Annotated in this window: 22 protein-coding genes and 2 tRNA genes; 12 read left to right on the top strand and 12 right to left on the bottom strand. The window is 39.3% G+C overall.

Translation table 11 applies throughout. The annotated features are described in order from the left end of the window. Positions 1-232: 232 nt before the first annotated feature. The 3 genes from tpiA (at position 233) to hflX (ending at position 3,182) form a co-directional block, all read left to right on the top strand. The gene (tpiA, locus tag H3299_RS06130; RefSeq protein WP_182419389.1) at positions 233-994 is read left to right on the top strand and encodes a triose-phosphate isomerase; all 762 of its coding nucleotides are present in this window, start codon (positions 233-235) and stop codon (positions 992-994) included. 205 nt (positions 995-1,199) lie between these two features. Continuing rightward, a complete protein-coding gene (secG, locus tag H3299_RS06125; protein WP_182419388.1) occupies positions 1,200-1,580 on the top strand; it encodes a preprotein translocase subunit SecG in 381 nt (126 codons plus the stop codon). Between the two features lie 306 nt (positions 1,581-1,886). Further along, a complete protein-coding gene (gene hflX / locus H3299_RS06120) occupies positions 1,887-3,182 on the top strand; it encodes a GTPase HflX (protein ID WP_182419676.1) in 1,296 nt (431 codons plus the stop codon). 81 nt (positions 3,183-3,263) lie between these two features. On the opposite strand, the gene H3299_RS06115 is transcribed toward hflX, so the two are convergent. From H3299_RS06115 to H3299_RS06090, 6 genes are all read right to left on the bottom strand, one after another. Then, positions 3,264-3,695, bottom strand: coding sequence for a DUF1489 family protein (locus H3299_RS06115; protein WP_182419387.1), 432 nt, complete (start codon positions 3,693-3,695; stop codon positions 3,264-3,266). Positions 3,696-3,797: 102 nt separating this feature from the next. Continuing rightward, on the bottom strand, positions 3,798-4,394 hold the full coding sequence (gene aat, locus H3299_RS06110; RefSeq protein ID WP_182419386.1) for a leucyl/phenylalanyl-tRNA--protein transferase: 597 nt from the start codon (positions 4,392-4,394) through the stop codon (positions 3,798-3,800). 138 nt (positions 4,395-4,532) lie between these two features. Then, entirely contained in the window at positions 4,533-5,885 is a 1,353-nt protein-coding gene (accC, locus tag H3299_RS06105; RefSeq protein ID WP_182419385.1) for an acetyl-CoA carboxylase biotin carboxylase subunit, read from the bottom strand. Positions 5,886-5,899: 14 nt separating this feature from the next. Further along, on the bottom strand, positions 5,900-6,367 hold the full coding sequence (gene accB / locus H3299_RS06100) for an acetyl-CoA carboxylase biotin carboxyl carrier protein (protein WP_182419384.1): 468 nt from the start codon (positions 6,365-6,367) through the stop codon (positions 5,900-5,902). Between the two features lie 411 nt (positions 6,368-6,778). Then, on the bottom strand, positions 6,779-7,660 hold the full coding sequence (locus H3299_RS06095) for a DsbA family protein (protein WP_182419383.1): 882 nt from the start codon (positions 7,658-7,660) through the stop codon (positions 6,779-6,781). A 163-nt stretch (positions 7,661-7,823) separates the two neighbouring features. Next, positions 7,824-9,290, bottom strand: coding sequence for a M48 family metalloprotease (locus H3299_RS06090; protein WP_182419382.1), 1,467 nt, complete (start codon positions 9,288-9,290; stop codon positions 7,824-7,826). 275 nt (positions 9,291-9,565) lie between these two features. Between H3299_RS06090 and H3299_RS06085 the strand changes: the two genes are divergently transcribed. Continuing rightward, positions 9,566-10,720 carry a pyridoxal phosphate-dependent aminotransferase gene (locus H3299_RS06085; protein WP_246708158.1) on the top strand — a complete coding sequence of 385 codons (1,155 nt, stop codon included), beginning with the start codon at positions 9,566-9,568 and terminating at the stop codon, positions 10,718-10,720. Between the two features lie 205 nt (positions 10,721-10,925). Here the strand turns inward: H3299_RS06085 and H3299_RS06080 are convergent, their stop codons facing one another. Beyond that, positions 10,926-13,160 (bottom strand): flagellar biosynthetic protein FliO, encoded by a 2,235-nt coding sequence (locus tag H3299_RS06080; protein WP_182419381.1) that lies wholly within the window; start codon positions 13,158-13,160, stop codon positions 10,926-10,928. Positions 13,161-13,414: 254 nt separating this feature from the next. On the opposite strand from H3299_RS06080, the gene H3299_RS06075 reads away from it, so the two are divergent. Both H3299_RS06075 and H3299_RS06070 read left to right on the top strand, forming a co-directional pair. Continuing rightward, positions 13,415-15,982, top strand: coding sequence for a response regulator (locus H3299_RS06075; protein WP_246708157.1), 2,568 nt, complete (start codon positions 13,415-13,417; stop codon positions 15,980-15,982). 568 nt (positions 15,983-16,550) lie between these two features. Continuing rightward, positions 16,551-17,663, top strand: coding sequence for an ABC transporter substrate-binding protein (locus H3299_RS06070; protein ID WP_182419380.1), 1,113 nt, complete (start codon positions 16,551-16,553; stop codon positions 17,661-17,663). Positions 17,664-17,752: 89 nt separating this feature from the next. On the opposite strand, the gene H3299_RS06065 is transcribed toward H3299_RS06070, so the two are convergent. Next, positions 17,753-18,010, bottom strand: coding sequence for a hypothetical protein (locus tag H3299_RS06065; protein WP_182419379.1), 258 nt, complete (start codon positions 18,008-18,010; stop codon positions 17,753-17,755). A 374-nt stretch (positions 18,011-18,384) separates the two neighbouring features. Here H3299_RS06065 and murJ point away from each other — a divergent pair, with 374 nt between their 5' ends. Continuing rightward, positions 18,385-19,953, top strand: coding sequence for a murein biosynthesis integral membrane protein MurJ (gene murJ, locus H3299_RS06060; RefSeq protein ID WP_182419378.1), 1,569 nt, complete (start codon positions 18,385-18,387; stop codon positions 19,951-19,953). 264 nt (positions 19,954-20,217) lie between these two features. Continuing rightward, positions 20,218-20,294: transfer RNA gene (locus H3299_RS06055), tRNA-Ile, on the top strand. 392 nt (positions 20,295-20,686) lie between these two features. Here the strand turns inward: H3299_RS06055 and H3299_RS06050 are convergent. Next, entirely contained in the window at positions 20,687-21,181 is a 495-nt protein-coding gene (locus H3299_RS06050) for a heme-binding protein (RefSeq protein WP_182419377.1), read from the bottom strand. Between the two features lie 657 nt (positions 21,182-21,838). On the opposite strand from H3299_RS06050, the gene H3299_RS06045 reads away from it, so the two are divergent. Beyond that, the gene (locus H3299_RS06045; protein WP_182419376.1) at positions 21,839-22,333 is read left to right on the top strand and encodes an Lrp/AsnC family transcriptional regulator; all 495 of its coding nucleotides are present in this window, start codon (positions 21,839-21,841) and stop codon (positions 22,331-22,333) included. Between the two features lie 221 nt (positions 22,334-22,554). Here the strand turns inward: H3299_RS06045 and H3299_RS06040 are convergent, their stop codons facing one another. Then, positions 22,555-22,719: a hypothetical protein gene (locus H3299_RS06040; protein WP_182419375.1), complete on the bottom strand. Its 165-nt coding sequence runs from the start codon at positions 22,717-22,719 to the stop codon at positions 22,555-22,557. 149 nt (positions 22,720-22,868) lie between these two features. Beyond that, the gene (locus H3299_RS06035; RefSeq protein ID WP_182419374.1) at positions 22,869-23,042 is read right to left on the bottom strand and encodes a primase-helicase zinc-binding domain-containing protein; all 174 of its coding nucleotides are present in this window, start codon (positions 23,040-23,042) and stop codon (positions 22,869-22,871) included. A gap of 122 nt (positions 23,043-23,164) precedes the next feature. On the opposite strand from H3299_RS06035, the gene H3299_RS06030 reads away from it, so the two are divergent. The 3 genes from H3299_RS06030 to H3299_RS06020 all read left to right on the top strand — a co-directional run bounded on the left by H3299_RS06030 (position 23,165) and on the right by H3299_RS06020 (position 25,185). Then, positions 23,165-24,232, top strand: coding sequence for a hypothetical protein (locus H3299_RS06030; protein ID WP_182419373.1), 1,068 nt, complete (start codon positions 23,165-23,167; stop codon positions 24,230-24,232). Between the two features lie 506 nt (positions 24,233-24,738). Further along, positions 24,739-24,891: a hypothetical protein gene (locus H3299_RS06025; RefSeq protein WP_182419372.1), complete on the top strand. Its 153-nt coding sequence runs from the start codon at positions 24,739-24,741 to the stop codon at positions 24,889-24,891. A gap of 54 nt (positions 24,892-24,945) precedes the next feature. After that, positions 24,946-25,185, top strand: a complete 240-nt coding sequence (locus tag H3299_RS06020; RefSeq protein ID WP_182419371.1) for a hypothetical protein — start codon at positions 24,946-24,948, stop codon at positions 25,183-25,185. A gap of 79 nt (positions 25,186-25,264) precedes the next feature. Here H3299_RS06020 and H3299_RS06015 read toward each other — a convergent pair. Then, positions 25,265-25,340: transfer RNA gene (locus tag H3299_RS06015), tRNA-Thr, on the bottom strand. Positions 25,341-25,665: the final 325 nt, after the last annotated feature.

Genomic DNA, 25,665 nt, shown 5'->3' with positions numbered 1-25,665 from the left:
TGATTGAAATAAACAACCATCAAAAAAGCTTTGAGAAAAATAATAGCTTACCCTTGTGTCAAAAACATAATTGGGCTTTATTGAAATTTAAATGATTCATAGACAGTAAAATATTAGCTGATATTATATATCTACTTTTTATGATTGTAGCGATTTACGGTTAAACTCATATCCACACTGACTTAGCATAGTCCATTTGCGCTATTTGGCAAAAGGTCCAAGGGAGAAAAAAATGACTACTACCATTCGTCCGCTAATTGCAGGCAATTGGAAAATGCATGGCACAAGCGAATCGCTCTCTGAGTTGCGAGCTATCGCTGTTGGTTTAAGTTCTGATCTGGGTAGTGGCTTTGATGCATTGATTTGTGTTCCAGCAACACTTATTTCTAGAGCCCATGACATTTTGTCGGGTGAGGTATTATCTTTAGGTGGGCAAGACTGTCATACGCTGGATAATGGTGCATATACGGGTGATGTCTCCGCGCCGATGATTAAGGATGCAGGTGCGTCTTTTGTCATTGTTGGCCATTCGGAACGACGCGAATATCACCATGAAAGTGATGAAATTGTCCGCAAAAAAACGGAAGCTGCTCACCGTGCTAATTTGGTAGCGGTGGTTTGCGTAGGTGAAAAGTTAGAAGAGCGCGAAAATGGTATTGCTCTTTCAGTAGTTGAAAGCCAATTAGCTGGTTCACTTCCTGATAAAATTAGCGATAGTGATACGATCGTCGCCTATGAGCCAGTTTGGGCAATTGGTACTGGTAAAATACCAACGATTGCTGACGTTGAAGAAATGCATGGCTTTATCCGCAATGTTTTAGTAAAGCGTTATGGCGAAAATGCCAATCAAATACGCATCCTTTATGGTGGCTCAGTGAAGCCTGACAATGCGGCGACTTTGCTAGCTGTTGATAATGTTAATGGCGCGCTTGTCGGCGGCGCTAGTTTAAAAGCTGGTGATTTTCTTGCAATTTGCAATGCTGGACGAAAGTGATAAGCTGTTATTAGCTATCTATTAACAACGTTAATCCAAGAAACTTATCAAGTTTTTTGATATTTTTCTTGGATTATTGTTGTTTTGCGTGTACACACTGCAAGATATGTATTTGGGGATACTGATAGTACTCCTATTCTCGTTATAATAATTAAAGCCGCCTCCCAAATTATAGTGAGGCAAACTTGCATGAAAGACAGGACCAATGCAGACAGTTGTCATCGTTATCCACCTTCTGATTGTTATTGCCCTTGTTGGGGTTATATTGATCCAACGTTCTGAGGGCGGTGGTCTTGGTATAGGTGGTGGTTCTGGTTTTATGACCGCACGTGGCACAAAAAATGCCTTAACCCGCTTTACTGCAATTCTTGCTGGGTGTTTCTTTTTAACGTCCATCATCTTAACAGTATTACAGTCGGTATCCAATCATACTCCCACATCAATTCTTGACAATGTTCCTCCAGCTAGCAGTGCTCCCACTCCAGTCGCTCCAACAAATAATGGCGTGCCTACAGGTATTGATGCACCAGCTACAGTTGCACCACTCAATACACCGTCATCTTCGTCAGAAGTACCAACCAATTAGTTTTAAAATTATGATGAATGTAAAAGCCCTTGTTTTCTAGCAGGGGCTTTTTTATTTGCTGATTGCTATTTAGCTTAAAATATGGCTCAATATGGCTTGAGCAGCTGTGAGGTCACTTGTAAAAGTGCAAGTTAAATTTATATATAAAGAGTTAATATCATTTATAATCATCAAGATTGAATTGGGAATGTTTTTTAATAAAAGCTTTGTCCAATTTAAAACACAAACATCGCTAGGCGAAAAAGATTATCCTTGGAAAAAGAAACAGTTATTGAACATAAATTAGTAGATCATCAACCCATAGCTATGCGCAGTCTTGTTGTTGTGCCGGTGGTAAAAGAAGATCGACTAACGGAAAATATGCCCAGTCGCAGTATATCTGCACGGGTTGAAGAAGCTTTGGGGCTTGCGCGAGCAATTGATCTTGATGTAGTGGTGCAGCAGACTGTTACGCTAAGTCAGGTTAAACCTGCAACGCTGCTTGGCAGTGGTAAGGTGGATGAGCTTGGCGAAATTATAGCAGACAATGAAATAGGCTTGGCAATTGTTGATTATAGTTTGACGCCTGTTCAGCAACGCAACCTTGAAAAAGCTTGGAATTGTAAAGTTATTGACCGTACGGGTCTTATTCTTGAAATTTTTGGTGAACGCGCGCGCACTCGTGAAGGAACGCTACAGGTTGAACTTGCCCATTTAAATTATCAAAAAGGGCGTCTTGTTCGCAGTTGGACTCACTTGGAGCGACAGCGCGGCGGTGGCGGCTTTTTGGGTGGGCCAGGTGAAACCCAGATCGAAGCTGATAGACGTTTATTACAGGATAAAATTACACGTTTAAAGCGTGATCTTGAAAAGGTGGTCAAGACACGCGAATTGCATCGTGCCAAACGTAAAAAGACACCTCATCCAGTCGTTGCACTGGTTGGTTACACCAATGCGGGTAAATCAACATTGTTTAATCGCATTACTGGTGCTGATGTTTTGGCTAAGGATATGCTATTTGCAACGCTTGATCCAACATTGCGGCGCATAAAGTTTCCGCATGGTGATACGGTTATTTTATCCGATACGGTGGGCTTTATTTCTAATTTGCCAACCCATTTGGTGGCGGCATTTAGGGCAACTCTAGAAGAGGTGATTGAAGCTGATATTATTCTTCATGTCCGCGATATGTCTGATCCAGATAATGCCATCCACCGCCAAGATGTCTTGGATATTCTTAAAGGTCTTGGTGTTGAGGTTGATGACCCTAAACGCATGATTGAAGTTTGGAATAAGGTTGATAGGCTTGAGGTTGCGGCTCAAGAACAGTTGCAGCAAACAGCCCAAACGGCAATTTTACCTAGCATTCCACTATCAGCAATTGATGGTACTGGTATTGATGAGCTGACCACACTTATTGAACAGCGCATATCCGGCAAAATAGAGCACATTAGTTTGCATTTAAATTCAAATGAATTGGTGCTGTTGGATTGGCTTTATCGCAATGGGCGCAACCAACAACGTAAAGATCTTGAAGATGGAAGCGTTGAAATTAGCGTCGATTTGTCAAATTCTGCGCATGAGGCATTCAAAATAAGACGGGAAAGACTTAACGTCAGTTAAGCCCTAGCACATAGAGCATTGTCAAATGAGTTGGTGACATGCTCTATTCTAGCTCTAAAGATAAATGGTTTTATAATAAATCTAAAGCAAGCCAAGCTCGGCAAGTTCATGGCGCAATTCTATAGGTAGTTCCGCTAGGCTATTGGCTGATAGGTCTTGCGGTGCATCTTTATCATCAAGATAACGCCAACCTTGGAAGGCGCGTCTTGGTTGCCATTGTGTCTCAATGATTTTAGGCTCTAAAACCAAGTCACATCTTTTAATTCCGTCAACATCAACAAATTCATGAATATCAATAAGTCTTTGCCGGCATTGAACATTATTTTTAATAACCCAATAAAGTGAGCCACCGTCAAGAAGTTCATCTTTGCGCTTGGGGATCATCCGTGTGGTATGGGTTTGTTTTGCTTCTTTTCCCAAAGAACGCTTTTCATCCATTCTAAAGTCAATCCAAGCCTGTAAATCCTCAATTGAAGAAGCGCCAACACATAATTTTACAAGATTAATTCCCATGGGAGCACTATATACCCTAATTCTATCGCTTGGTTAACCCGTAGCAATTATATAAGCGTAAGTCCTATTTAATTCAACCCGCCTAATTTTTAAAAAAGTCAATTAAAACTTACTCTTAAGCTCAATAGCGGTGAAAAGAAGTTTTTCATAATCCTCTTGCGGAATTTCGATAGCCCCCATACTCGCCAAATGATCGGTTAAAAACTGAGTGTCTAATAATTGAAAGCCATGGGTTTGCAGTAAGTTAACTAAAGCAACTAAACATGCTTTGGAAGCATTGTCCGTGCGTGAAAACATACTTTCACCAAAAAATGCGCCGCCAAGCGAAATGCCATATAGTCCGCCTACCAACTTTTCATCACGCCAAGCTTCCACCGTATGGCAAAAACCATTTAAAAAAAGTGTATGGCATGCATCGCGTATAGATTGATTTATCCATGTATTTTCGCGGCCTTTCGTGGCCTCGGCACAACCATTTATCACTCCAAAGAAATCTGTATCAAATCGAATTTCAAAAGGATTTTTACGCAAAAATTTTGCAAGGCTGCGTGAAATATGTAAGGAGTTAAGAGGGATAATACCACGCATTTTAGGTTTTACCCAAAAAATATCGGGATCATCTGCGTCATCAGACATTGGAAAAATGCCTTGAGCATAGGCGTTAAGCAAGTCTTCGGGATCAATCTTATAATAATCCATGATTATACCACTTAACCTATAAATACGGCATTTAAGTATAGCGTATTTACGAATAGAACCTGATAAAAACAAAATTAGAGCAATTGATAGTTACGACTATGCAAATTGCTCTAATTATTTTGCTTGATATAAAACTAATTATTTAGCTGGATTTTTATTTGCTAAATATTTTTCTAGCCAATGAATATCATAGTCACCTTTGGCAATATCGTCATTCTTAATGAGGTCCATAAACAAAGGTAGTGTGGTCTTTACACCATCGACGACAAATTCATCCAACGCACGGCGCAAACGCATCATGCATTCTTTACGATTGCGACCATGAACGATAAGTTTACCAATCAAGCTATCATAATAAGGTGGAATACGATAACCCGTATAGGCTCCCGAATCAACACGAATGCCCAAGCCACCTGGAGTATGAAAATGGGTGATTAAACCTGGTGATGGCGTAAAGTTATGCGGATCCTCAGCATTAATACGGCATTCAATCGCATGACCAGAAAAACGAACCTCATCTTGGGTAACTGATAAACCATTGCCTGATGCAACGCGAATTTGTTCATGCACAAGGTCTATACCGGTGATAGCTTCAGTAACCGGATGCTCAACTTGTAGGCGTGTATTCATTTCAATGAAATAGAATTCACCATTTTCATAGAGAAACTCGATGGTGCCAGCACCGCGATAGCCAAGACCAGCACAGGCTTTGGCAACGATATTACCAATTTTTTGGCGAGCTTCATCATCTAAAGCGGGTGAGGTTGCTTCTTCCCAAACCTTTTGATGGCGTCGTTGTAACGAACAATCACGTTCACCAAGGTGAATTGCATTTCCTGCGCCATCGCCCATAACCTGAACTTCAATATGGCGCGGCTTTTCAAGATATTTTTCAATGTAAACCGCGTCATCACCAAAAGCTGCACCTGCCTCGGTGCGTGCTGTTGAAAGAGCAATTGATAGCTCATCAGCGTTGCGTGCAACCTTCATGCCGCGTCCACCGCCGCCTGCAGATGCCTTGATGATAACCGGGAAGCCAATTTCGTGGGCAATGCGCATGGCTTCTGCATCTTCTGTTACAGCACCATCAGAGCCAGGAACTACTGGAATACCAAGGCGTTTTGCGGTCTTTTTAGCTTCAATCTTATCACCCATAATACGAATATGGGCCGAAGTAGGGCCAATAAAAGTAATTGCATGAGCTTCAAGAATTTCAGCAAATTTGGCGTTTTCAGATAAAAAGCCATAGCCTGGATGAATAGCATCCGCACCGGTTATTTCACATGCTGCAACGATTTGATGCATGTTAAGATAGCTGTCGCGTGAAGGAGCAGGCCCAATACAGACACTTTCATCCGCGAGACGGACATGCATAGCATCAGCGTCAGCAGTTGAATGGACCGCTACGGTTTTTATATCAAGCTCTTTACAGGCCCTTAGAACGCGAAGTGCAATTTCGCCACGATTTGCTATAAGGATTTTCTTGATCATTACTATACGCCTGTTTATTCAACAACAACTAAAGGCTCACCAAATTCAACTGGTTGTGCATCTTCAACCAAAATTGCTTTTACTGTTCCAGCGCGTGGTGATGAAATAGGATTCATGGTTTTCATTGCTTCAACAATGAGCAAAGTTTGTCCTTCGCTAACTTGTTGTCCAACTTCAACAAATGTGCGCGCGCCTGGGGCAGGGGAAAGATAAGCCGTGCCAACCATTGGAGAGGGAACCGCATTTTTGCTTACCGTTTCGACAGCTGGTGCGGCTGCAACTTGCGGCGCTACCATATTAGGAACGCCTACTGGGGCTGCATAAACCGGTTGTGCTGCAATGCCACCGCCAATAGTTCTTGAAACACGAATGCGTAAATCATTCTGCTCAACTTCAATATCTGAAAGATTGGTATCATTCAAAATTTCAGCCAAATCACGAATTAGATCTGTGTTAAAGCCGGTCTTTTTATCTGTTGTCATTTTTATCTAAGCTCCTTGCGATAGGGACTGTATAATTTAGTTCCCTACCATGCCTTTTGGCAGCAATGTATAATTCGCCTTATAGAGGGAATTGATGACAAGAAAAAGCAAAAATTCTACTTTTTCTTATCGTTTTATCCATATTCTCTGTTTTCGCGTAAAATATGCGTTCTATAAACACTGTAATAGCTATTTTATGGATTTTTCGTCAATAGGCAAAGTCGAATAATTCCTTTTGCTCTATTTTTATATTAGTTTGGACTGTATCACTAATTTATAGAAAACATGGATCAACAAGGCATGAGATATTCATATATATTATAGATTATTATATAGGTAATTCATTGCTTATTGTTAAATATAAGCCATGAATTTTAGTTCGCAAAATTCATGGCTTACCTCAATACGCACTTATCCTTTGTTTGCTTCAGCTCTAATTCCTGAAACTACCGATTCTAAGGTATCCTTATCAGTGGCGCCCGTAATCATCTGCGTGCCAATGACAAAGCAAGGCGTAAAATTAATGCCTAGTTGTGCTGCAATCTCACCATTTTTAATAAGTGTTTCTGCAGGCATTGCACCGCTAGCTATTGACTTAATTTCGGTAACATCGGCACCTAAAGATTTAGCAACTTCGAGCGCACTCTCTTCTGTTGCCTTAGCATCGAGTGTCATCATTTTTAGATGAAATTCTTGATATTTATCAGGATATTTTTGCCGCATCACTTGCGCAACAAGGTGTGCTTGGACAGAATCATTACCCAAAATTGGTAGATCCTTCATTACAAAGCGGATATTTTTATCTTGCTTTAAAAGCTTTTCAACTTCCTCAAATGAGCGCTTGCAGTAGCCACAATTATAATCATAGAATTCAACAATGGTCACATCACCATTAGGATTACCGAGGACAATGTCGTCTGCTGACTTAAAAATTTGTTCGAAATTGCTATTAATGATTTGCGCTGTCACTTCAGGGGTGCGTTCTTTTGCGTTACCTGATTGTTGCTCAATTAAGGCTTGCTGAACTTCCAACATTATTTCTGGATTTTCAATGAGATATTTTTTCACAACACTCCGGATATGATCATCATCTAAGTTACTAGCAGATAATTTATCGCGTAAATGGCTTAAAAATAACGGATCAGAAAGAATTTCTTTCTTCACTGTAGCAAGATCCGATTTTTGTAAAGCATTTTGTGCCATAGCAGGAGATAAGCTGGAAAATGCAAGGGCGGCAATAAGACCAAGACTTAAAATTCCCTTTAGTTTCAATTGCTTTAGTGCCTTATTCATAATTTATTCAATCCCCTGTAATACGGATTTGTATTTAATTAAGCGGTATTTATTGCAATGAATTTTAGTCTTAAAAGCTAACAATCTGCAATGTTTGTTATTGTATTATCTATTTTGAACTATAATTAAATAGAGCAAAACCTATTGCTGTTACAAGTAAAAACTATTTGTCTTTATCTTTGCGATTTTCTGTTGTGGTTAAAATATCTTGGGCACGTAACCATTCTGCTGAGTTCGGTTTAAGACTACGCTGTGCACGAACTGCGAAGATTCTTGCTTGCTTATACTCGCTACCATAATAATACATGTCGGCTGTTGCAAGATCAGCCAGTCCTGTTTGCCCTTGTCTGCCATAAGCCTGCGCTAAAACACCGTATCCAGAGGCAAAAGATGGCTCATTCCGCAATCCAGATTTGATCTCGCTTATTGCAAGAGTGAGATTGCTCGGTTTATTGGTAGCAAGTAGTGCACGTCCATAATTGATACGCAACAGGCTAGAACGACTTTTATCAAGGGAACTTGCACGCTTATAAGCTTCAGCAGCTCCTTGTGCATCATTAGCACGCAATAGTGCATCCCCTAATAATTCTTGAAAATAGGCATTTTGTGGCTGTTCTTTCAATAATGCTTTTGCTTTTGCCACGCCGTCTTGTGGACGCGCATTGGCAACTGCGATAATTGTATCGCCGTAGCGAGCCGGTAATGAGCGAGGATTAGCAGCAAACATACGTCGTAATTCTGACGTACGTCCCATATTGCCAGCTATTTTTGCCCTTGCCATATCATGGCGAAGTTGTAAATCTGCAGGATCTTTCTTTTCAAAATATGGGCTTTGCTTGGCTAGTGTTTGGATAGCTGCGATGCGCTCTGGTGGCAATGGGTGACTACTACGATAAGGATCAATCCGTGATCCAGATAGATTAAGTGATCGGCCTAATCGGTCAAAAGTAGTAAGCATGCCTTTCGCAGATTGCTGTGTCTTATTAAGATAATTAATTGCAGAGCGATCTGCAGCACTTTCTTCACCCCGTTGATAGGCCATAAGAGTGCGCATTGCTACATCACTACTGCCCATAGCAATTGCACCACCAGCAGCGCCGGCATCACTATTTCCAGTCGAACTACCCGCAACGCCGGCACCAATACCAACGAGCATACCAATTACGGCCATAGTCTGCGCGCGTTTCATTTGTTCACGTAATCGATGCTGGTGACCACCGGCGAGATGGCCAATCTCATGCGCTATAACACCGATGATTTCATTCGGTGTTTCTGACTGCATAAGGGCGCCGACATTAACAAATATGCGTACGCCATCAACAAATGCATTAAAACTCATATCGTTAACCAGAATTACTTCAACATCTGGACGAAGACCCGCCGCCTTTAATAATGGGCGGGCATAATCACGCACCAATGCTTCAATTTCAGCATCTCGAACCAATGAGATACTACGCCCTTGCGCTGATGCATTGGTAGAAAAATTACTTAAAATCAATGCTATGGCTATAAAGGTTTTTAGTAATTTTTTAGAATCGAAATATTGAAAATAATTGCTGTTTCCTGCTAGATATAAGATCGCACGCAACTTGTGCCAAAGCTTATATTGACTGTTCTTTGCTGTATTCATAAATTGGAAAACCTCATAAAAACAGCTCGATATAAAATTCACTCTTTATCAAAGCTGATAGTTTTTACACTTTTAATTCACTTTACTAATAAAAGTCATATTAATCAGGCTATTATAGGGCAATATTATTAAGTGACGCAATAAAGAATTGCTTTAGCGATGTATGCTTGATAATTGCAATCCTAGATCATAAAGTCGATCAATCATTATTATATAAGTAGTGCTTATCTATTAAATTATAATTATGTTAAGCATTTAAAAGCTGGAGAATAAAATTGCGGTTTCTTTCAGAACGCGGAGATGTTGAGCCATTTTATGCAATGGATATCCTAGCGGCTGCCAATAAACTAAAAAGGCAGGGCAATGATGTTATTTCGTTAGCAGTTGGCCAACCTTCAGCGCCGGCACCTAAAGCAGTATTGGAAGCTGCCAATGCTGCATTGATAGATGGTCATATTGGCTATACTGATTCATTAGGGCTTAAATCCTTACGGCAGGCTATAGCTGATTATTATAATTCCCATCACGGAGTTAATATAAGTTTTGAACGTATTGCAATTACGACTGGGTCGTCAGCAGCATTTAATTTAGCATTTTTAAGCTATTTTGATGTTGGGGATAATGTTGCAATTACACGACCAGGATATCCAGCTTATCGTAACATTATGAAGGCGCTGGGAATCAATGTTATCGAAATTGAAGTCGATAAGAATAATGGTGGCGTATTAACCGCTGATGCTTTGCTGGAGGCCCATAAAAAGACCCCATTAAAAGCCGTATTATTTGCATCACCCGCCAATCCTACGGGTGCCTCTCTAAATGCAGACCAGTTAAAACAAATTGTGACCGCAGCTGCAGACCATAATATCCATATTATCTCAGATGAAATCTACCACCGCTTAAACTATTCAGGTCCAGACATTACAGCTCTATCATTTAGTGATAATGTGACCATTATTAATTCATTTTCCAAATATTATTGCATGACGGGTTGGCGTATAGGCTGGATGGTTTTGCCCCAATATGCAGTACGTTCGATTGAGAGAATTGCACAAAGCCTATATATCTCTGCACCAGAACTATCTCAAAAAGCTGCTATTGCAGCATTTGGTGCAACAAAAGAGCTTGAAAATGTTAAAGCTCAATATCAAATAAGTCGCAATCTGCTTGAAAACCGCTTGCCGCATTTAGGTTTAAATCTTCTGGCTCCATTAGATGGTGCATTTTACGCCTATTGTGATTGTTCACAATATACCAATGACAGTATGATTTTTGCTAAAAAAATATTAGCTGAAACATTAGTTGCTGTTACCCCAGGGCAGGATTTCGATCCAATTATGGGGCATAAGGCTTTGCGTTTTTCTTATGCTGGAGATCCTAAGCGCGTAGCTATTGCATTAGACCGTATTGAGGCATTTTTGCACCGATAACATATCAGAAGTTTAAAGCCCTGGTGGCTTTTACTTATAATTAAGCCAAATCCAATTTATAAAATAAAAATGGATTTGGCTTTATATTAAAAGGCTAAAATGACATTCCTGCAAATAAATGACATAAACCAAATTTATCCAGTAAACTAAAGATATTGAATTAATACAGGCTTAGGACTTTATGTCATATTCTTCAATTTCAATATTATTTCTGTTCTGGCTGATTTAGCTCGTTCTTCAACCTTCGATCAAATTCATCTTCATCAGTCATTTGAGAAGCAGTTTTTGAAGTTATAGTGTCAATAATCTGCTCATTGCGACTGGGCTTGTCTAGAATATGCTGCGGTTCAAGGAGCTGTAACGAGAATTTTTGCAAATTTACATTTTTATTTTTAACATTATCCTTGCTTGCTTGCGGTTTATCATTCGATATCTGACCATTGTCAGTCGCAATATCATTTGGGGAGCGAGGCAGAGGTTTTCTACTTTCAGTGTTAGTATCAGTATTCACTGAAGTTGGCTTTTTGCTTTCAGTTGCCTTTGCCATTGTTGAAGATTGAGATAATTTGGTTGCATTATCTAATGCGGCGTCCAAACCTGAAACTTTCTTTAGTTGGCTATCCACAGACGTAACAGCAGCATTGCGGGGTTTTGCCATAAGCGGTGGGCGTAACATTCCTTGCGGAACACTGCGTTGCGCTATAGGACGTTCTTGTGAAGACCTTGCTTTGTCAGTGGGCAAAAAGCCTTGCATCGGTGAGTTTTCAGCCTGTCCTCTATTTACAGGATTTGTGCTACCTATATTGCTAGCTGCGTTACCAGAAGCATTTTTAGGCTGGGTGGCATTTTTACTCGTATTTTTATCAAAATTCTTTTCGTCTTGCCCTGAAGGTTTAACTGATGGCGTATCTACTGCGGAAACGTGTGCCCCTGTCTCGCCTTTATGTTCTTGAATTTTTTCTTCAGATACTTGCTCATTTTTGTTTATAAAAACCGTTGATTCCACGTTGTTTAATGAAGCGGGCGTCGCAAACCTTGGTTGAATGTTGCGACTATCATCATTATTGGAGGATAATTTACTTTTATCGCTAGCTGTAGTGCCTTTATTAATTGGCGCGTTGCTAATAGTTGCATTAAAGTTGACATTACTACCGCGAAATACCCCAGCAGCTTTCATTATTTTGTAAGGATTGATTGGCTTTGGAGTACCAAAGGGATTGTCTTGGTTCTTTTGATGAGAAGTTTCACCGCGTAAAAATTGTTTCGATTGCTGCTCTTTGACCTCTTGACCTGTTGGTCGCTTTAAACCGCTGCGCAATGATGTATATCCAGAAGCTACTGGATCTGACTGATTAGAATCACTTACCTTCTTAAAGCTAGTCTGTTCACTATTATTTCCATCTTTGATGGCGTTGTTAGTTGATGCGGACTTAAGTGATGCAATGCTTGTGTTAACTTCATTAGTGGCGACGACTGTATTGCTTAGCTTATTTTTGATGGGAGCACTATCGGCATTTTTTTCTTGAGGCGCAAATGACTGTTCTGCGTCTGCTTCGAACTTTCGTTCTTGTAGTTCATCACTTTGGATTTTTTCGTCATAAGCTGTTTTATCTGCAGCTTCAAAATTTACTTCATCACCTTGGCTATCATGTGAATGAATTGATGGCGTTTCCTCATCGAAGACAGTTTCCTCTGCCTCCCAATTATCATTTTCTTCATTGAGTCTAGGTGATGCTATTTCTTCTATAGAGGCTGAATCATTTCTTGATGAACTTAGCGCATCAACCTTGCTATCTTGATTAGTCGCAACATCGATGGCTGTGTTCGAATCAGATTGTGATGCTTTTGCAACTTCTAGTTTGGGCGAGGTATAGCTATTCACACCGCTTATGCCGTCATTAGGAGTATGGGATTGCAGTTTTTCAATATTGCTCTCTATATTTGAACTAATATTATCAAATCCAGAAAGATTTTGTTTTTCCTGCGTCTGGCCAGAAGATTGCCCAGGTGCACCAGCAGTAACTGACATATTGGCACTAGATGTTGAGGCTGGGAAAATATCTGACATCACCTGATTTGGCTCATCACCAAGGTTGTCAAAGCCTAAAATTTCGGAGGAATTGTCAGATGGCAATGAAAGTTTTGATATATTTGTTTCAATAACAAGATCTATTGGTCCACCAATAAGAATCAAATGCTCCACATTATCTCTTTTTATAAGAACAAGTCGGCGTTTACTATCAATAGGCGCAGCATCACGAACAGATAAGCGAGCTTCACGATTTTTGCCACCCACAACATAGGTACCTCTTGTGAAGCGCTTTATAATCATAATTATTAACCATAAAACTATAATAGCAGCAACAAATAACGCTATATAGCTGACAATATTGGCAGCCTCAGCGCCTATCTGTGTAGTCAGCCAAGCATTCATGTCCATTCTCCGTTCCTAAAGTCGCGGGTCCCCTGATGATTAAATATCAACACCCGTTAAAGAAAATAAATTTATTAATGGTTTTGACATATTAAAGGAAACGTTAACAGATGGAAATGGAAAAAAATGCTTTTATTCTAGAAGCATCCACAGCCATTTTCTTTTTAAAATAGTTATATTAGCAATCTGGATTTGCACCATTGGCTGCATTATGATTGAACATAACTTCAATATGTGTGTGCTTTAAGTAAAAGGGTTATATGATGTCACGGGACGAAAATGCTAACGGGTCATCGGAAGATCATGGTAGAAACGGCTGGGTGATATTTGGTAGGATCACATCGGTGCTTCTTATCCTTGTTGGTTGTGGCAGTGCTTATTATGCGTATGAAATGAAGTTAGACCCGCAAATTTTACTTGCGGTTTTATGTGCATTTTCAGCAATAGGTTTGTTTTTTTTACTTTGTACCACCCTAGGAGTGTGCCGGTTTACTACCGCAGATCCGCGTAAAAGTTCAGTTGTAAAGATGTTAGATCATATGCCTGATGCGGTTGTAATTACCGATAATGTGGGAACGATTCGCTATATGAACTCAGCTTATCGCCAATTGGCAGGACCACAATCTTATACACCTGAAGTCTTGTTTAGTAAAAATGAAAAGGCCACACAGATAATCTATAAGCTCAACCTTGCCGCGCAATCAGATAAGAGCGCCTATGAAGAGTTGCGTATTTCTGGCGGCTTGGGAAAAAAAGACGAACAAACGAAAAGCTTTGTTTATGGTGTAAATGTAAGCCCTATGGAGGTTGAAGGCGAACGCTTTATTATTTGGAATATTGCTGATTTTACAAATTTGCGCGATCGTCAGGAAAGCCTATTTGAGGACTTGCAAGAGGCGATTTATCATCTTGATAATTCTCCTGCTGGTTTTATATCTTTTGACGATAACGGCCAAATAAAATATATGAATACCACACTTGCTAAGTGGTTAGCTGTTGATATAGCGCAATTCCCGCTGCAAGACTTCAATCTTACTAATTTTATCGGTAACGAGGTTTTTGCCAATATCAAAGAAACTGTAGCTAATTCAAATGCTGAAAATTTAACTTTTGATTTAGAATTATCCAATTCGTCTGGTGGCCACATTGCGGTTACTATGTACATGGCGACTATAGCCGATACAATTAAAAGCGAGGATAAAAGGGCATTTTTAATCTTACGCAGCAAGTTGATGAGTGATGCTATTCTTCCAACGCCTACCTCAGTAGAAATCGAAAACCGCAACTATCTGGTCGAACAACCAATAGATGTTTTTGCTGTAAATCCTATTGCCATGGCAATCATTGATTCTCATGGAGCAATCGTTAATTATAATCAGCAATTTTTGAAATCAATACCACAGTTGGGAGAAGATAGCGCAGAGCTAAATCTAGTGTCGATTATTCACCCTCGCGAGCAAGTGCGCTTGAAACAGATTTTAAGTCATACAATTTCAGGTGCTCAAAATATTGCTTATTTAGATACGTCATTAGTAAATCGTGAAGATGGCTATATTCGATTATATTTTAGTCAACTACCACTTAACACCTATGGTACTGAGCCTTTATTTATTGTGTCGGTTGTTGAAATTGCTGAACAACGTGCATTGGAACAGCAGGTGGAACATGGGCAAAAAATGCAAGCGGTAGGTCAGTTAGCTGGCGGTATTGCACATGATTTTAACAATGTGCTTACTGCAATTACTATGTCTTGCGATCTATTATTGCTTAGTCATCGTAGCTCTGACCCATCTCATCCCGATATTATGAATATTAAGAATAATGCGGATCGTGCTGCTGCATTAGTGCAAAAGCTTTTGGCTTTCTCACGCCGTCAAACTCTTCGCCCTGAAGTTCTCGATTTAACCGATGTTTTATCTGATTTTAGATTGCTAGGAGATCGCCTCATTGGTAGTACCATTAAGTTGGTAGTTGAGCATGGTCGTGATATATGGCCAATCAAGGGCGATCTTGCCGAATTGGAACGGGTTTTTATGAACCTTACTACCAATGCGCGTGATGCCATGCCAGAGGGCGGAATTTTAACCATCAAAACATCTAATTTACCTGCATCGCAATTATTTCCCTATGATCACCCAATACCGGTTGAGCAAGATTATGTTCTTGTCGAGATAAGCGATACTGGAACCGGCATTCCTAGTGAAATTCTTGAAAAAATCTTTGATCCATTTTTTACAACAAAAGAACTTGGCAAAGGTACAGGATTAGGTTTATCGATGGTTTATGGTATTATTAGCCAGACGGGCGGTTATGTTTTCTGCGCCTCTGAAATTGGTCTTGGTACTAAATTTAGCATTTTATTACCGCGTTATATTCCGGCGATTGATACAGAAGAAGAACCTAAAAAGCTTGAATCCAAAGCAATCGAATATAAATCCGTCGACCTTTCAGGTTCTGCTACAGTCTTATTAGTCGAAGATGAAGATGCAGTTCGAAAAGGTGGGGTTAAAGCACTTCAGTCACGCGGCTACACTGTTTATGAGGCCGCAACTGGTGTGGAGGCGCTCGAAGTTATTGAAGAATGTAATGGAAAAATCGATATCGTCGTTTCTGATGTGGTAATGCCAGAAATGGATGGACCAAGTCTGTTACGTGTTTTGCAAAAAAAATACCCTTATATCAAATTTATTTTTGTATCGGGTTATGCAGAAGACGCTTTTGCCAAAAATCTTCCAGATGATGCGAATTTTACATTCTTGCCAAAACCATTTTCATTAAAACAACTCGCAACAGCAGTTAAGGAAGTATTGCAGGAAGATCTAAACTAGTTTTAGGTGGCTGGAAGTTGGAAAGAAGTTGGAAAATTTGTTTTTTCGTTTTTATTATGCTGTAGCATTGGGTAATAATTGATTACATCAAGCATAGGCATAACTAAAATCAAGACCTATTCATTTAAAGAAATAAGCCCAAATATACAACAAAATATACAATTTTTAATATAAAGCGGAGAAAAGCTCAAATGGGTGGTATACCCATTTGAGCTTTTCTCCGCAGTAGACTACGGATGTTTTTGTGTCCTATCAGGATATGTTAAATTTTCGCGATGACTTTGTCGAAGAGCCCTTTAAATATTAACATTTCTTGCGGCTCTGCTCATATTTAACCTTTGGTTTTTAAAAAAATGCTCATACCATTTCGTTCAAATTAATAGGTCCTGCCTTAGGTATTTGATAAAAACAATTATATTCAGTTTTGGAGATCCTATATTATATTAAAGCTATGGGTTTTAATCGCATGAAAACTGACTTATAATTATATTTTCCTATGCTTTGCGCTTATTTAATAATAACATATTGCTTAAGCACATGCTTATTTTTTGATCTAGGAGTATCATATATGCGTTTATCTATGAAATCCGTTCTTTCAGCTGTACTTCTTTCCAGCTGTTTTTTTGCACCCAAAGCCTTTGCTGATATTACCATTGGCTTTATTGGTCCTGTAACAGGTCCAGTGGCAGCCTATGGCGTACAGGCTAGCAACGGTACTCGTATCGCAATTGATGAAATTAATAAAAAAGGCGGCGTTAACGGTGAAAAGCTTGTTTTAAAGATTTTTGACGATGCAGCAGAGCCAAAACAAGGCATTTCGGTAGCCAACCAAATTGCCAGTGAAGGTATTCTTTATGTTGTTGGACCAGTAACATCCAACTCTGCAATGCCTGTATCAACTATTTTAGAAAATAATGATATTTTGATGGTTACTCCGTCATCTACAACACCTGAACTATCTGCACGAAATATGTGGAATGTTTTTAGAACAATTGGGCGAGATGACCAACAAGCAGATTTTGCTGCTGAATATGCACTTGCGCATTGGAAGGGAAAAAATATTGCAATCATCCATGATAAGGCTACTTATGGAAAAGGTCTTGCGGATTCGTTTAAAAAGACTTTGAACGCTGGTGGTATAACCGAAAGCTATTATGGATCAATCACACCTGGCGAGCGCGATTATAATGTCATTGTTAGCCGCCTAAAGGCTGATAATGTTGATTATGTTTATTTTGGCGGTTATCATCCTGAAGCAGGTCTTCTTTTACGCCAAATGCGTGAGCAGGGGGTAAAGGCAATCATGATCGGTGGCGATGGTCTTAATACTTCAGGATTAGGAGCTATTGCGGGTGATGCTGTTGAAGGGACGATCTTCACCAATCCGGCAGATTCTTCGAAAAATCCGTTGGCAAAAGATGCGTTAGAGGCGCTCAGCGCCAATAAAATTCCTACAGAAGCCTTTACTATGAACGGTTATGCCGCAGTGCAAGTCATTGCATTTGGCATTGAAAAGGCAGGAAGTGCGGATGATGCGCAAGCAGTTGCAGATGTGCTTCATTCTGGAGAACCAATCCCGACAGCTATTGGTGAGATCACCTATGGTGAGCGTGGTGACATGACATCAAAAACATTTTCTCTATATCAATGGGAAAACGGTAAAATTGTACCGGTAGAATAAATTTATAGCGCCCCTATATTTTTAGGGGCGCTATATTTTTAAAATAGATCTTTTCGCGAACTGATATGTTATTTGCCAATAAGCGCTTCTTATTCTTCCTCATCTTCATCAGGTTCGCTTTCATACATATTTTCATTTATAATATCGGTGTCTTCATTATCAAGTGGGTTATCCAGATCATCTAGATACTTACGACGATTACCATCATATCGCGGCGATCCGCCTTCAGCTACCTCATCAAAAATATCAACGGTATCAATTGGACCATCAAGATTATCATCTTGTTCTTCTAGTTTTTCGACGTCAATTATTTTAATTTTTTGTTCATTGGATTTATGCTCAACCATTTTATTTCCCTAACTACATATTGTTGAAAATTTTTTTAATTTTAATAAGTGAAGTTTATTTGTCGACAAAATCACATAATTTTGTATATGCCACTCTTTAACATTCGTTATTCCCATAAAATTTAATCCAATTTCATCAATAAACAAGTGAAATAAGATAAGAATTATGTGATGATGGCACCTCTGCTTGCCAATCCCTATCCGATCAGTTTTTACCATCAAAAAAAGTATATAGATTTTTTGATTTGATATTATAAGATTTTTTTAATTCGGTATTGTTAGACTTGTTTGCTTCGTAGTTTAAGGTTAAGCCTAAGGCAAAAAGCCGCTTATTTATAATGCTATTTGCGGCGCAGTCATTGAAAAGCAGTAAAATGAGTCTTTTAAAGAAGTTTGCAACCGTTGCGTCTGGCACATTAATGAGCCGTATTTTTGGGTTTATACGTGAAATGCTCATGGCCGCAGCCGTTGGAACTGGCCCTGTTGCCGATGCGTTTAACGCCGCATTTCGTTTTCCTAACACGTTTCGTCGTCTTTTCGCAGAAGGTGCATTTAATTCCGCTTTTGTCCCTTTGTTTTCGAAACAAATCGAGGAAGAGGGCATGGAAAGTGCTCGTAAGTTTTCCGAAGAGGTCTTTGGTGTTTTATTTTCCATCCTAATTGTTTTAACAATAGCAATGGAACTTTCAATGCCGCTGCTTGTTTCCTATGTTATTGCACCTGGCTTTACAAGCGACCCACAAAAATACGATGCAACCGTACGCCTTGCCACCATCATGTTTTCTTACCTTGCATGTATGTCATTGGCGGCAATGATGGGCGGTATGCTCAATTCACTTCATCGTTATTTTGCTGCAGCTATTGCACCGGTTTTTCTCAATATTATTCTGATTGGCGTTTTGGCATATGCATGGTTTGTAAAGCTCGATGTTTGGCATGTTGGTGTCTATATTTCTTGGGGGGTATTGGTTTCAGGTTTGGTGCAATTATTTATTGTATGGGTAGCCGTCTATAACGCTGGAATGAAGATCACATTGCGCATCCCTAAATTCACACCGAATGTACGTCGCTTACTCGTATTAGCGCTACCTGCGGCTATTACTGGCGGCATCACCCAAATTAATTTGCTTATCAATACCAATATCGCATCAAGCCAATCTGGAGCGGTATCATCACTTGTTTATGCTGATCGTCTTTATCAATTACCTCTTGGCGTTGTTGGCATTGCTGTTGCAACGGTTCTTTTGCCAGAGCTATCAAGGGCATTGCGCGCTAAAAATATGGTTGAAGCAAGCAATTTACAAAATAGATCTGTTGAATTTACTTTGTTTTTAACTCTGCCAGCTGCAGCAGCGTTCCTTGTAATGTCAGAGCCCATTGTACGCCTATTATTTCAACGAGGACAATTTGATGCAACTGCTACCCTAACTGTTGCTTCAATCCTTGCCATTTACGGGCTTGGTCTGCCAGCATTTGTATTGATAAAAGCTTTTATTCCAGGATTTTTTGCCCGTGAAGATACTAAAACACCAATGATTTTTGCCGGTATTTCAGTTGCAGTCAATATTGCTATTGCAATTACACTATTCCCCTATCTTTCAGCAAAGGGAATAGCTATTGCTGAGATTGTAGCTGGATGGGTTAATGCTATACTTTTGCTCGCAACACTTATTAAAAGAGGGCATTGGAGCAGGGATAGTCAACTATTAAAACGAGTACCCCGTTTAATTCTTGCATCACTTATTATGGCTGTAATTTTATATTTTTCTATTCAATATTTGCAATATCCATTATCGGTTGAAGCATCATTATTCACCCGCACTATGACTGTTATTGGGTTAGTCCTTGGTGCGATGGTTATATATTTCACTACTGTTTTTACAATTGGTGGTGCCAGTCTATCTATCCTAAAACGTAGTTTGAAACGGAAAAAAACAGAATAACTCCTTGAAATATAAATTGCTCTTAAATGTAATTGCTAAAGGATATTAAGTATTAAAAATAAAGCATTATGAGACTCATTATGACTAGCAACTGCATCCCCAAATTAGCTAATTGCTATAGCTGAATTTACCCTCTCATATATTTGCATTTCCAACTCAATCATAATTAACAATCATATAAAATGTGGCTTAAAATAAAAGTTGGAAAAATTAAAAAAAGTACTTGTATATAGTGAAACATTCCTTTAGGAACTGTCCTGCGTGGGGCCTGTAGCTCAATTGGTTAGAGTCGGCGGCTCATAACCGCTTGGTTGGGGGTTCGAGTCCCTCCGGGCCCACCATTTTTAAAAAAATACCCTTGAAATTGTTAATTCGCGATGATTTTAAGGTCATCTAGCAATTGTGCCGCACGTTCTTGTTGCACGACGGCAATGGTGCAGTGTAATTTATTAAAAATCGTACAGCTATATTACGATGCATACTGTCCAAATCAGCACCTGTTCGAACTGTTGATCCAGTAACAAAATATTTCATAAACGATGACTGCTTATTTCGTTTGATTACAATGTTTATATGCTTAGACAGCCCTTAACTTACTAAAGTTAGTTGGCTGCTCCTATTTATAAAAATAGCCGTTTTAATTTGATTGTGAAACACCAAAAGCACAACAAAAAATTGTGCTTTTGGATTAAGACGTATATTTTAAATAAATTAATTTAGCGCGTATTACCAACTATTGAGTATTGGTTTGGGTTAACGATTTTGTGTAAGTATTGGCAATTTTTTCAGCAATTTGAATTTCTACATTGCGTATTGCGCCGCTCACACCAACAGCGCCGACTACTATATCATTATTAAGTACGGGTACGCCACCGCCAACAGGCACCAAATTGGGTAAGGTTGCAATAGCAGGCTCAGCGCTATTGACGCGATCCATATTTACCGATGTTTTTATACGGTAAAGAGCCGCAGATTTTGCTTTTGCAATTGCGGCGTCAATGCAGCTAAGCGGTGCCTTATCCATGCGTTGAAAAGCAATTAGCATTCCAGATGTATCAACCACAGCAATACAAATATTTGCTTTTGCTTCAGCTGCTGCACTTGTTCCAGTATTAATCATATTTTTGGCGTCATTGATATCGAGGTTTGAAATCGAGTATTCTGCAATTGCAGGTAAAGGCAGGGCAATTAAACAAGATAATATTGCTAATTTTAGCAAGGCTTTCATTAGTGTCTCCAGAATGCAATAAATTTTAATTTAATTGTGAGTGTAAAAAGGCATTAAATTGCTTTGTCACCATTTCATGATATTTGAAAAGTAAAAGATTCTTCAAATATCGCATTGGTTAGCTTTTAGCTTGCGATTTAGTGCTATTTCTAGGCTAAGTTTTGACGAAAATGCGATCATTTCAGTCATATTTCATAACCAGTTGAAATGAAACGATATCAAATAATATTTAGAGAGGATCTCGTCTAATTTTTCGCAGTAACAGCTTATATTTTTCGCAATGAACTTCATAGGAATAGTAAATATTCTAAAAATCAATTGTAATAACTATACACGAAGGCTCGGTCAGTGTTTTAGGGTGAGATTTTTTAAAAAACGTAATTTTTGAATTTTTTTTATATAATTTATTTAAATGTTAGAAAAATAATCTAATTAGAACGGAAATAGAGTGTGGGATTAGATTTAAAGTTTGAATTAATTCTGATAAAATATGATTGGAATTATGTACTTGCTGAAAATATATTTATTCCATGCTAAAATTGTTATTCGGCTCAATTTTAAGTATCAGGCATGGTTAGATATTTTTCTAACAGAATAAAAATATAAAGCGAAATCAAATCAGTATATTTGTTTTCCAATAAGAATTGTGAGGAACTAATGGACCGGTTGGACCGTAAAATATTACGTCTTTTACAGGAAAATGCAACTCTTGCAGTAGCAGATGTTGCAAAAAAAGTGGGTCTTTCGACAACCCCTTGTTGGCGTAGAATACAAAAGCTTGAGGAAGATGGGGTTATTCAACGGAGGGTAGCGATACTCGATCCGGAACAGGTCAATACCAAAGTAACGGTATTTGTTTCTATTCGCACCGGCTCTCATTCTCATGAGTGGCTGAAGCGTTTCTCAGAAGTGGTTCGTGAGTTTCCAGAAGTTGTTGAATTTTACCGGATGAGCGGCGATATTGATTATCTGCTTCGCGTTGTTGTTCCTGATATTGGTGCTTATGACAACTTTTATAAAAAGCTAATCAGCAAAATCGAAATTCGTGATGTTTCTTCCTCTTTTGCTATGGAGCAAATCAAGTACACAACGCAATTACCGCTAGATTATATGGTTTTAGAAAAGGAAACAGGAAAGAGAGATTTTGAATAGGTATAATAATTTTCTATATCTCTATTTAAAATTATGGCGTGCGGCTTTAAATTCATAATCCGCCTGCCGACCTTGTCGAAAATTGTAAAATAAGTGCATTGTGACAAAGTTTGGGTGGCATAACGCGTCTGCTTTTTTGCAAGAAAACTAACTTGATTAATACTCAATTAGATATTGGAGGTGGCAAAGGAGATTCCATGCATTATCGATTCCAATCTTTGCTAAGCGCTCATCAGTGGTTTGTCACCTGCCACAAAAACACGGCGCACACGCCCCTTACTGTCGGGCATGGTTTGGCTTGAGTGAGCAAAGCTGCTTGCACGATCGGCAGGGCCACATAAGTTGCCAAGGTCTCCGCTTGCTGCGTAAATGGTGTCATTGCGCAAACTTTCCGCAAGGCGTAAGCAAGCACCGTCTCAATGCCTTCACCCACCACCATACGCTTGCACTCAAAACGCGGCTTGAAATAGCCATCACGCTTAAACACAAAACCACTTAGCGGAATGAGTTTGCTTTTTTTGCAGCCACGGTAATTTCAAACATCTTTACGGATATTGTAAGAAAAGCGATCCTTGCCACCACATTGCGGGCAGGAGCCATCATAAACACCATTGCGGGAAATTGTTGGCAAACCAAGATCAGCCACACAATCGGCAATTTTTACGCCACCGGCTTCATCAATAAAAGGATTGATTATTGAACCACTCATGCTAACAATCTCCCTTGTGCAAAACGCGAGGGAAAAGCATGAACAGCGAGAAACGTGAAGTAAAAGATACTGTTCAACGACAATCGAAAAGGGAAAGCCTTGGAAGTTGGCGACCACCCATTTTGGCTGGCATTGCAGTCGTTGGATGCGTGGGGCTGATTATTGCTTGCATGGGTATTTATTCAACCCACATTGCCGTGCTAAAAGGTTGGTTTGGTGATGGCTTTGAAACCCTTAATTTTGAAATTGCGTCTAAAATCTCTATTGGGGTAATCGGAATAATTACATTGGGCGTCGTCGTATGGCGCGGCGCGCTGCATGCTATGCAAGAAAAAACACAAGCGAAACAACTTGCTATTAGCAACGACAATTATCGATTGGCTACCGATAACTTGATAGAAACACAAAATAATAATCTTGCAAAATTGCTGGTTGATGCCACCAAATTGTTGGGTGCTGATACAACAGATGCTGAAAAAACAGCTGCAGTCATTTGCTTGTCTTACATCATTGACGTTCCGGATAAAAATAACGTCTTTGCACGTCAGGCTGTCAAAGTGCTTAAATTGTTTGTCAATGAACGTGCGCGGCAAAGCCCTAATGGTATGAATTGTGATGGCAACCCAATTGAATTTGAAGCGCTTGATGTTATTGACAAGTACAATAAAAATAACGGAAGTGCAGTTGTTCTCCATGATGTAACAATTAAAGGCGATAAAATGCTTAGGGGGCTTAAAATGTGGCCAAATACTAAGGGCATTATTTATGATAATTATACATTCATGAAGGAAATTTTTGATGAAAAATACGTACCTTTCAGAACTAAAAATTGCAAATTTTTTAAATGCACATTTAATCAGCAAAACAAATTTATACCAGTATTTATTACAGTAAATGAGACAACTTATGACCCAATTACAGGCGAGTGCAACGAATATGAAGGAATATCTTATCCTTATGAAAATGTTTTTCAAAGTTGCCTTTTTGGGACTTCTACGTCTACTAGTCATGACTTTCGGATAGTAAGAGCAGAAAATTTTTATAATTTTGATTTTGGTTCTGATTGCCTTTTTAACGATGAAGTCCTGACCGATGCTTCCATTGTTAATGGATTTATAAAATGGGGTATTCGACCGCTTAGCAATCGCGATGTTGACGCCCCGCCACTGGTACCTCCTAGTGTTACATGACTGATTATCTACCATCACAAGGCCCACTTTTTCACACTGTCATCAACGCCGCCGCTATTGTTCATAAATTCAAGCAAAAAGATGATATTGCAGGCGGCGTGGGGTAGGCCGGATTTAGCGTCTAAATCTTCACCATTCCAAACGGAAATTTAAGCCGCACCGCGGCAGCGTAAAGCCGCCCTTATACAAACTTACCATCTGCTTGGCTGCGCCAATTATGGTCGTCATATTTTTGCGCACCAAAGGCTAAAATCTTTGCTATTTTTTACAAGGCTCTACTGGCAATAGGTCAAGGCATGGTTTACCACTATCATGATTTGTTGCAATATTGGCTTTATCAACTATCATCTTAATAATCCCTATAGCTAAGGGCAAAAGGTGGGGCATATGCTATTCGCCCATGATTAAATAATGAGCGTGACGCTGTTTTAGCTACAATGCCTACGCATATGCGGTTATCGATTTTTTTGATGATTTGTTGCGGGTTGGACCCGAAAGACGCGATCTTGCTACCCAAATCTACAATAAATGAAGGACTGATTTCTACTAGCCGCGTTAAGGCAGGCGAAGCTGTATGGATTCCATTACCTGCACCGATTACCCGCAAGATTTCTAAAACGGTAAAAACCGAAACAACTATGCTTTGTGTAAATAGTTAAGGTAAGCCATGGACTGTTTCAGGGTTTCATGCCTCTCGGCGACCAATCAAGCTAATGCTTGAGCCAAAAGGGCTAATTGGAGCAGGGCTAACACTAAAAGGATTACGCCACACAGTTGCGACCATATTAGCAGAATTAGGTTACGATGGTTGCACCATTGCAGGCATGTTAGGGCAAAGAACAACCGGCATGGACCAACACTATTTAAGGTCAGCGAAACGCTTCAAAAAACTAACGCCAGTAATTGTAAATTTGGTGCAAGAAGTGAATAGACGCAAAACAAAGAATGTTTAACCCCACTTAAAAAGTGTCTAACCTTGCTATTTCCAGTTTTCAACTTTTAAGGATTGTTTAGCATTATCAATAAGATAAATGGTGCCCCCAGAGAGACTCGAACTCCCGACCCCCTGATTACAAATCAGGTGCTCTACCAACTGAGCTATAAGGGCAACGCGTTTGCGTTGACATGCATTTAGCATATTGATCTAAACTTGCAAGCCTAAAAACACTTAAATATGCATTTTTTTTAAAATAATTCACGATTGTGGATAAGTTGATCCAAAAATACCAATGTTTGACCGAGTATTGATGGTAATGAGTTAAATGGCGACTTATTTTTTAAGAATCTCTTTAATTAATGAAACTACACAATACCGGTTCGTGTTGGGTGAAGATTATTTAAAAATAGCTGTGCTGCATTATTTTATTAAGCGGCGATAAGATTAAATTAAAAACGCTGTGAGCCACCATTAGACTCACAGCGTTTTTTTTAAA

The sequence above is a fragment of the Bartonella sp. HY038 genome, assembly GCF_014117425.1.
In the GTDB taxonomy this organism is placed as follows: Bacteria; Pseudomonadota; Alphaproteobacteria; order Rhizobiales; family Rhizobiaceae; genus HY038.
This window is presented reverse-complemented; position numbering and strand designations above follow the sequence as displayed.

Bases quoted from the DNA above. Each gene is read 5' to 3' on its own strand.
- H3299_RS06045 (WP_182419376.1), top strand. From the start codon at position 21,839: ATGGACCGGTTGGACCGTAAAATATTACGTCTTTTACAGGAAAATGCA.
- H3299_RS06065 (WP_182419379.1), bottom strand. From the start codon at position 18,010: ATGGTTGAGCATAAATCCAATGAACAAAAAATTAAAATAATTGACGTC.
- H3299_RS06075 (WP_246708157.1), top strand. From the start codon at position 13,415: ATGATGTCACGGGACGAAAATGCTAACGGGTCATCGGAAGATCATGGT.
- aat (WP_182419386.1), bottom strand. From the start codon at position 4,394: ATGGATTATTATAAGATTGATCCCGAAGACTTGCTTAACGCCTATGCT.
- H3299_RS06095 (WP_182419383.1), bottom strand. From the start codon at position 7,660: ATGAATAAGGCACTAAAGCAATTGAAACTAAAGGGAATTTTAAGTCTT.
- H3299_RS06115 (WP_182419387.1), bottom strand. From the start codon at position 3,695: ATGGGAATTAATCTTGTAAAATTATGTGTTGGCGCTTCTTCAATTGAG.
- H3299_RS06050 (WP_182419377.1), bottom strand. From the start codon at position 21,181: ATGAAAGCCTTGCTAAAATTAGCAATATTATCTTGTTTAATTGCCCTG.
- H3299_RS06035 (WP_182419374.1), bottom strand. From the start codon at position 23,042: ATGAGTGGTTCAATAATCAATCCTTTTATTGATGAAGCCGGTGGCGTA.
- tpiA (WP_182419389.1), top strand. From the start codon at position 233: ATGACTACTACCATTCGTCCGCTAATTGCAGGCAATTGGAAAATGCAT.
- H3299_RS06070 (WP_182419380.1), top strand. From the start codon at position 16,551: ATGCGTTTATCTATGAAATCCGTTCTTTCAGCTGTACTTCTTTCCAGC.
- secG (WP_182419388.1), top strand. From the start codon at position 1,200: ATGCAGACAGTTGTCATCGTTATCCACCTTCTGATTGTTATTGCCCTT.
- accB (WP_182419384.1), bottom strand. From the start codon at position 6,367: ATGACAACAGATAAAAAGACCGGCTTTAACACAGATCTAATTCGTGAT.
- H3299_RS06080 (WP_182419381.1), bottom strand. From the start codon at position 13,160: ATGGACATGAATGCTTGGCTGACTACACAGATAGGCGCTGAGGCTGCC.
- H3299_RS06020 (WP_182419371.1), top strand. From the start codon at position 24,946: ATGCTTGAGCCAAAAGGGCTAATTGGAGCAGGGCTAACACTAAAAGGA.
- hflX (WP_182419676.1), top strand. From the start codon at position 1,887: ATGCGCAGTCTTGTTGTTGTGCCGGTGGTAAAAGAAGATCGACTAACG.
- accC (WP_182419385.1), bottom strand. From the start codon at position 5,885: ATGATCAAGAAAATCCTTATAGCAAATCGTGGCGAAATTGCACTTCGC.
- H3299_RS06090 (WP_182419382.1), bottom strand. From the start codon at position 9,290: ATGAATACAGCAAAGAACAGTCAATATAAGCTTTGGCACAAGTTGCGT.
- murJ (WP_182419378.1), top strand. From the start codon at position 18,385: ATGAGTCTTTTAAAGAAGTTTGCAACCGTTGCGTCTGGCACATTAATG.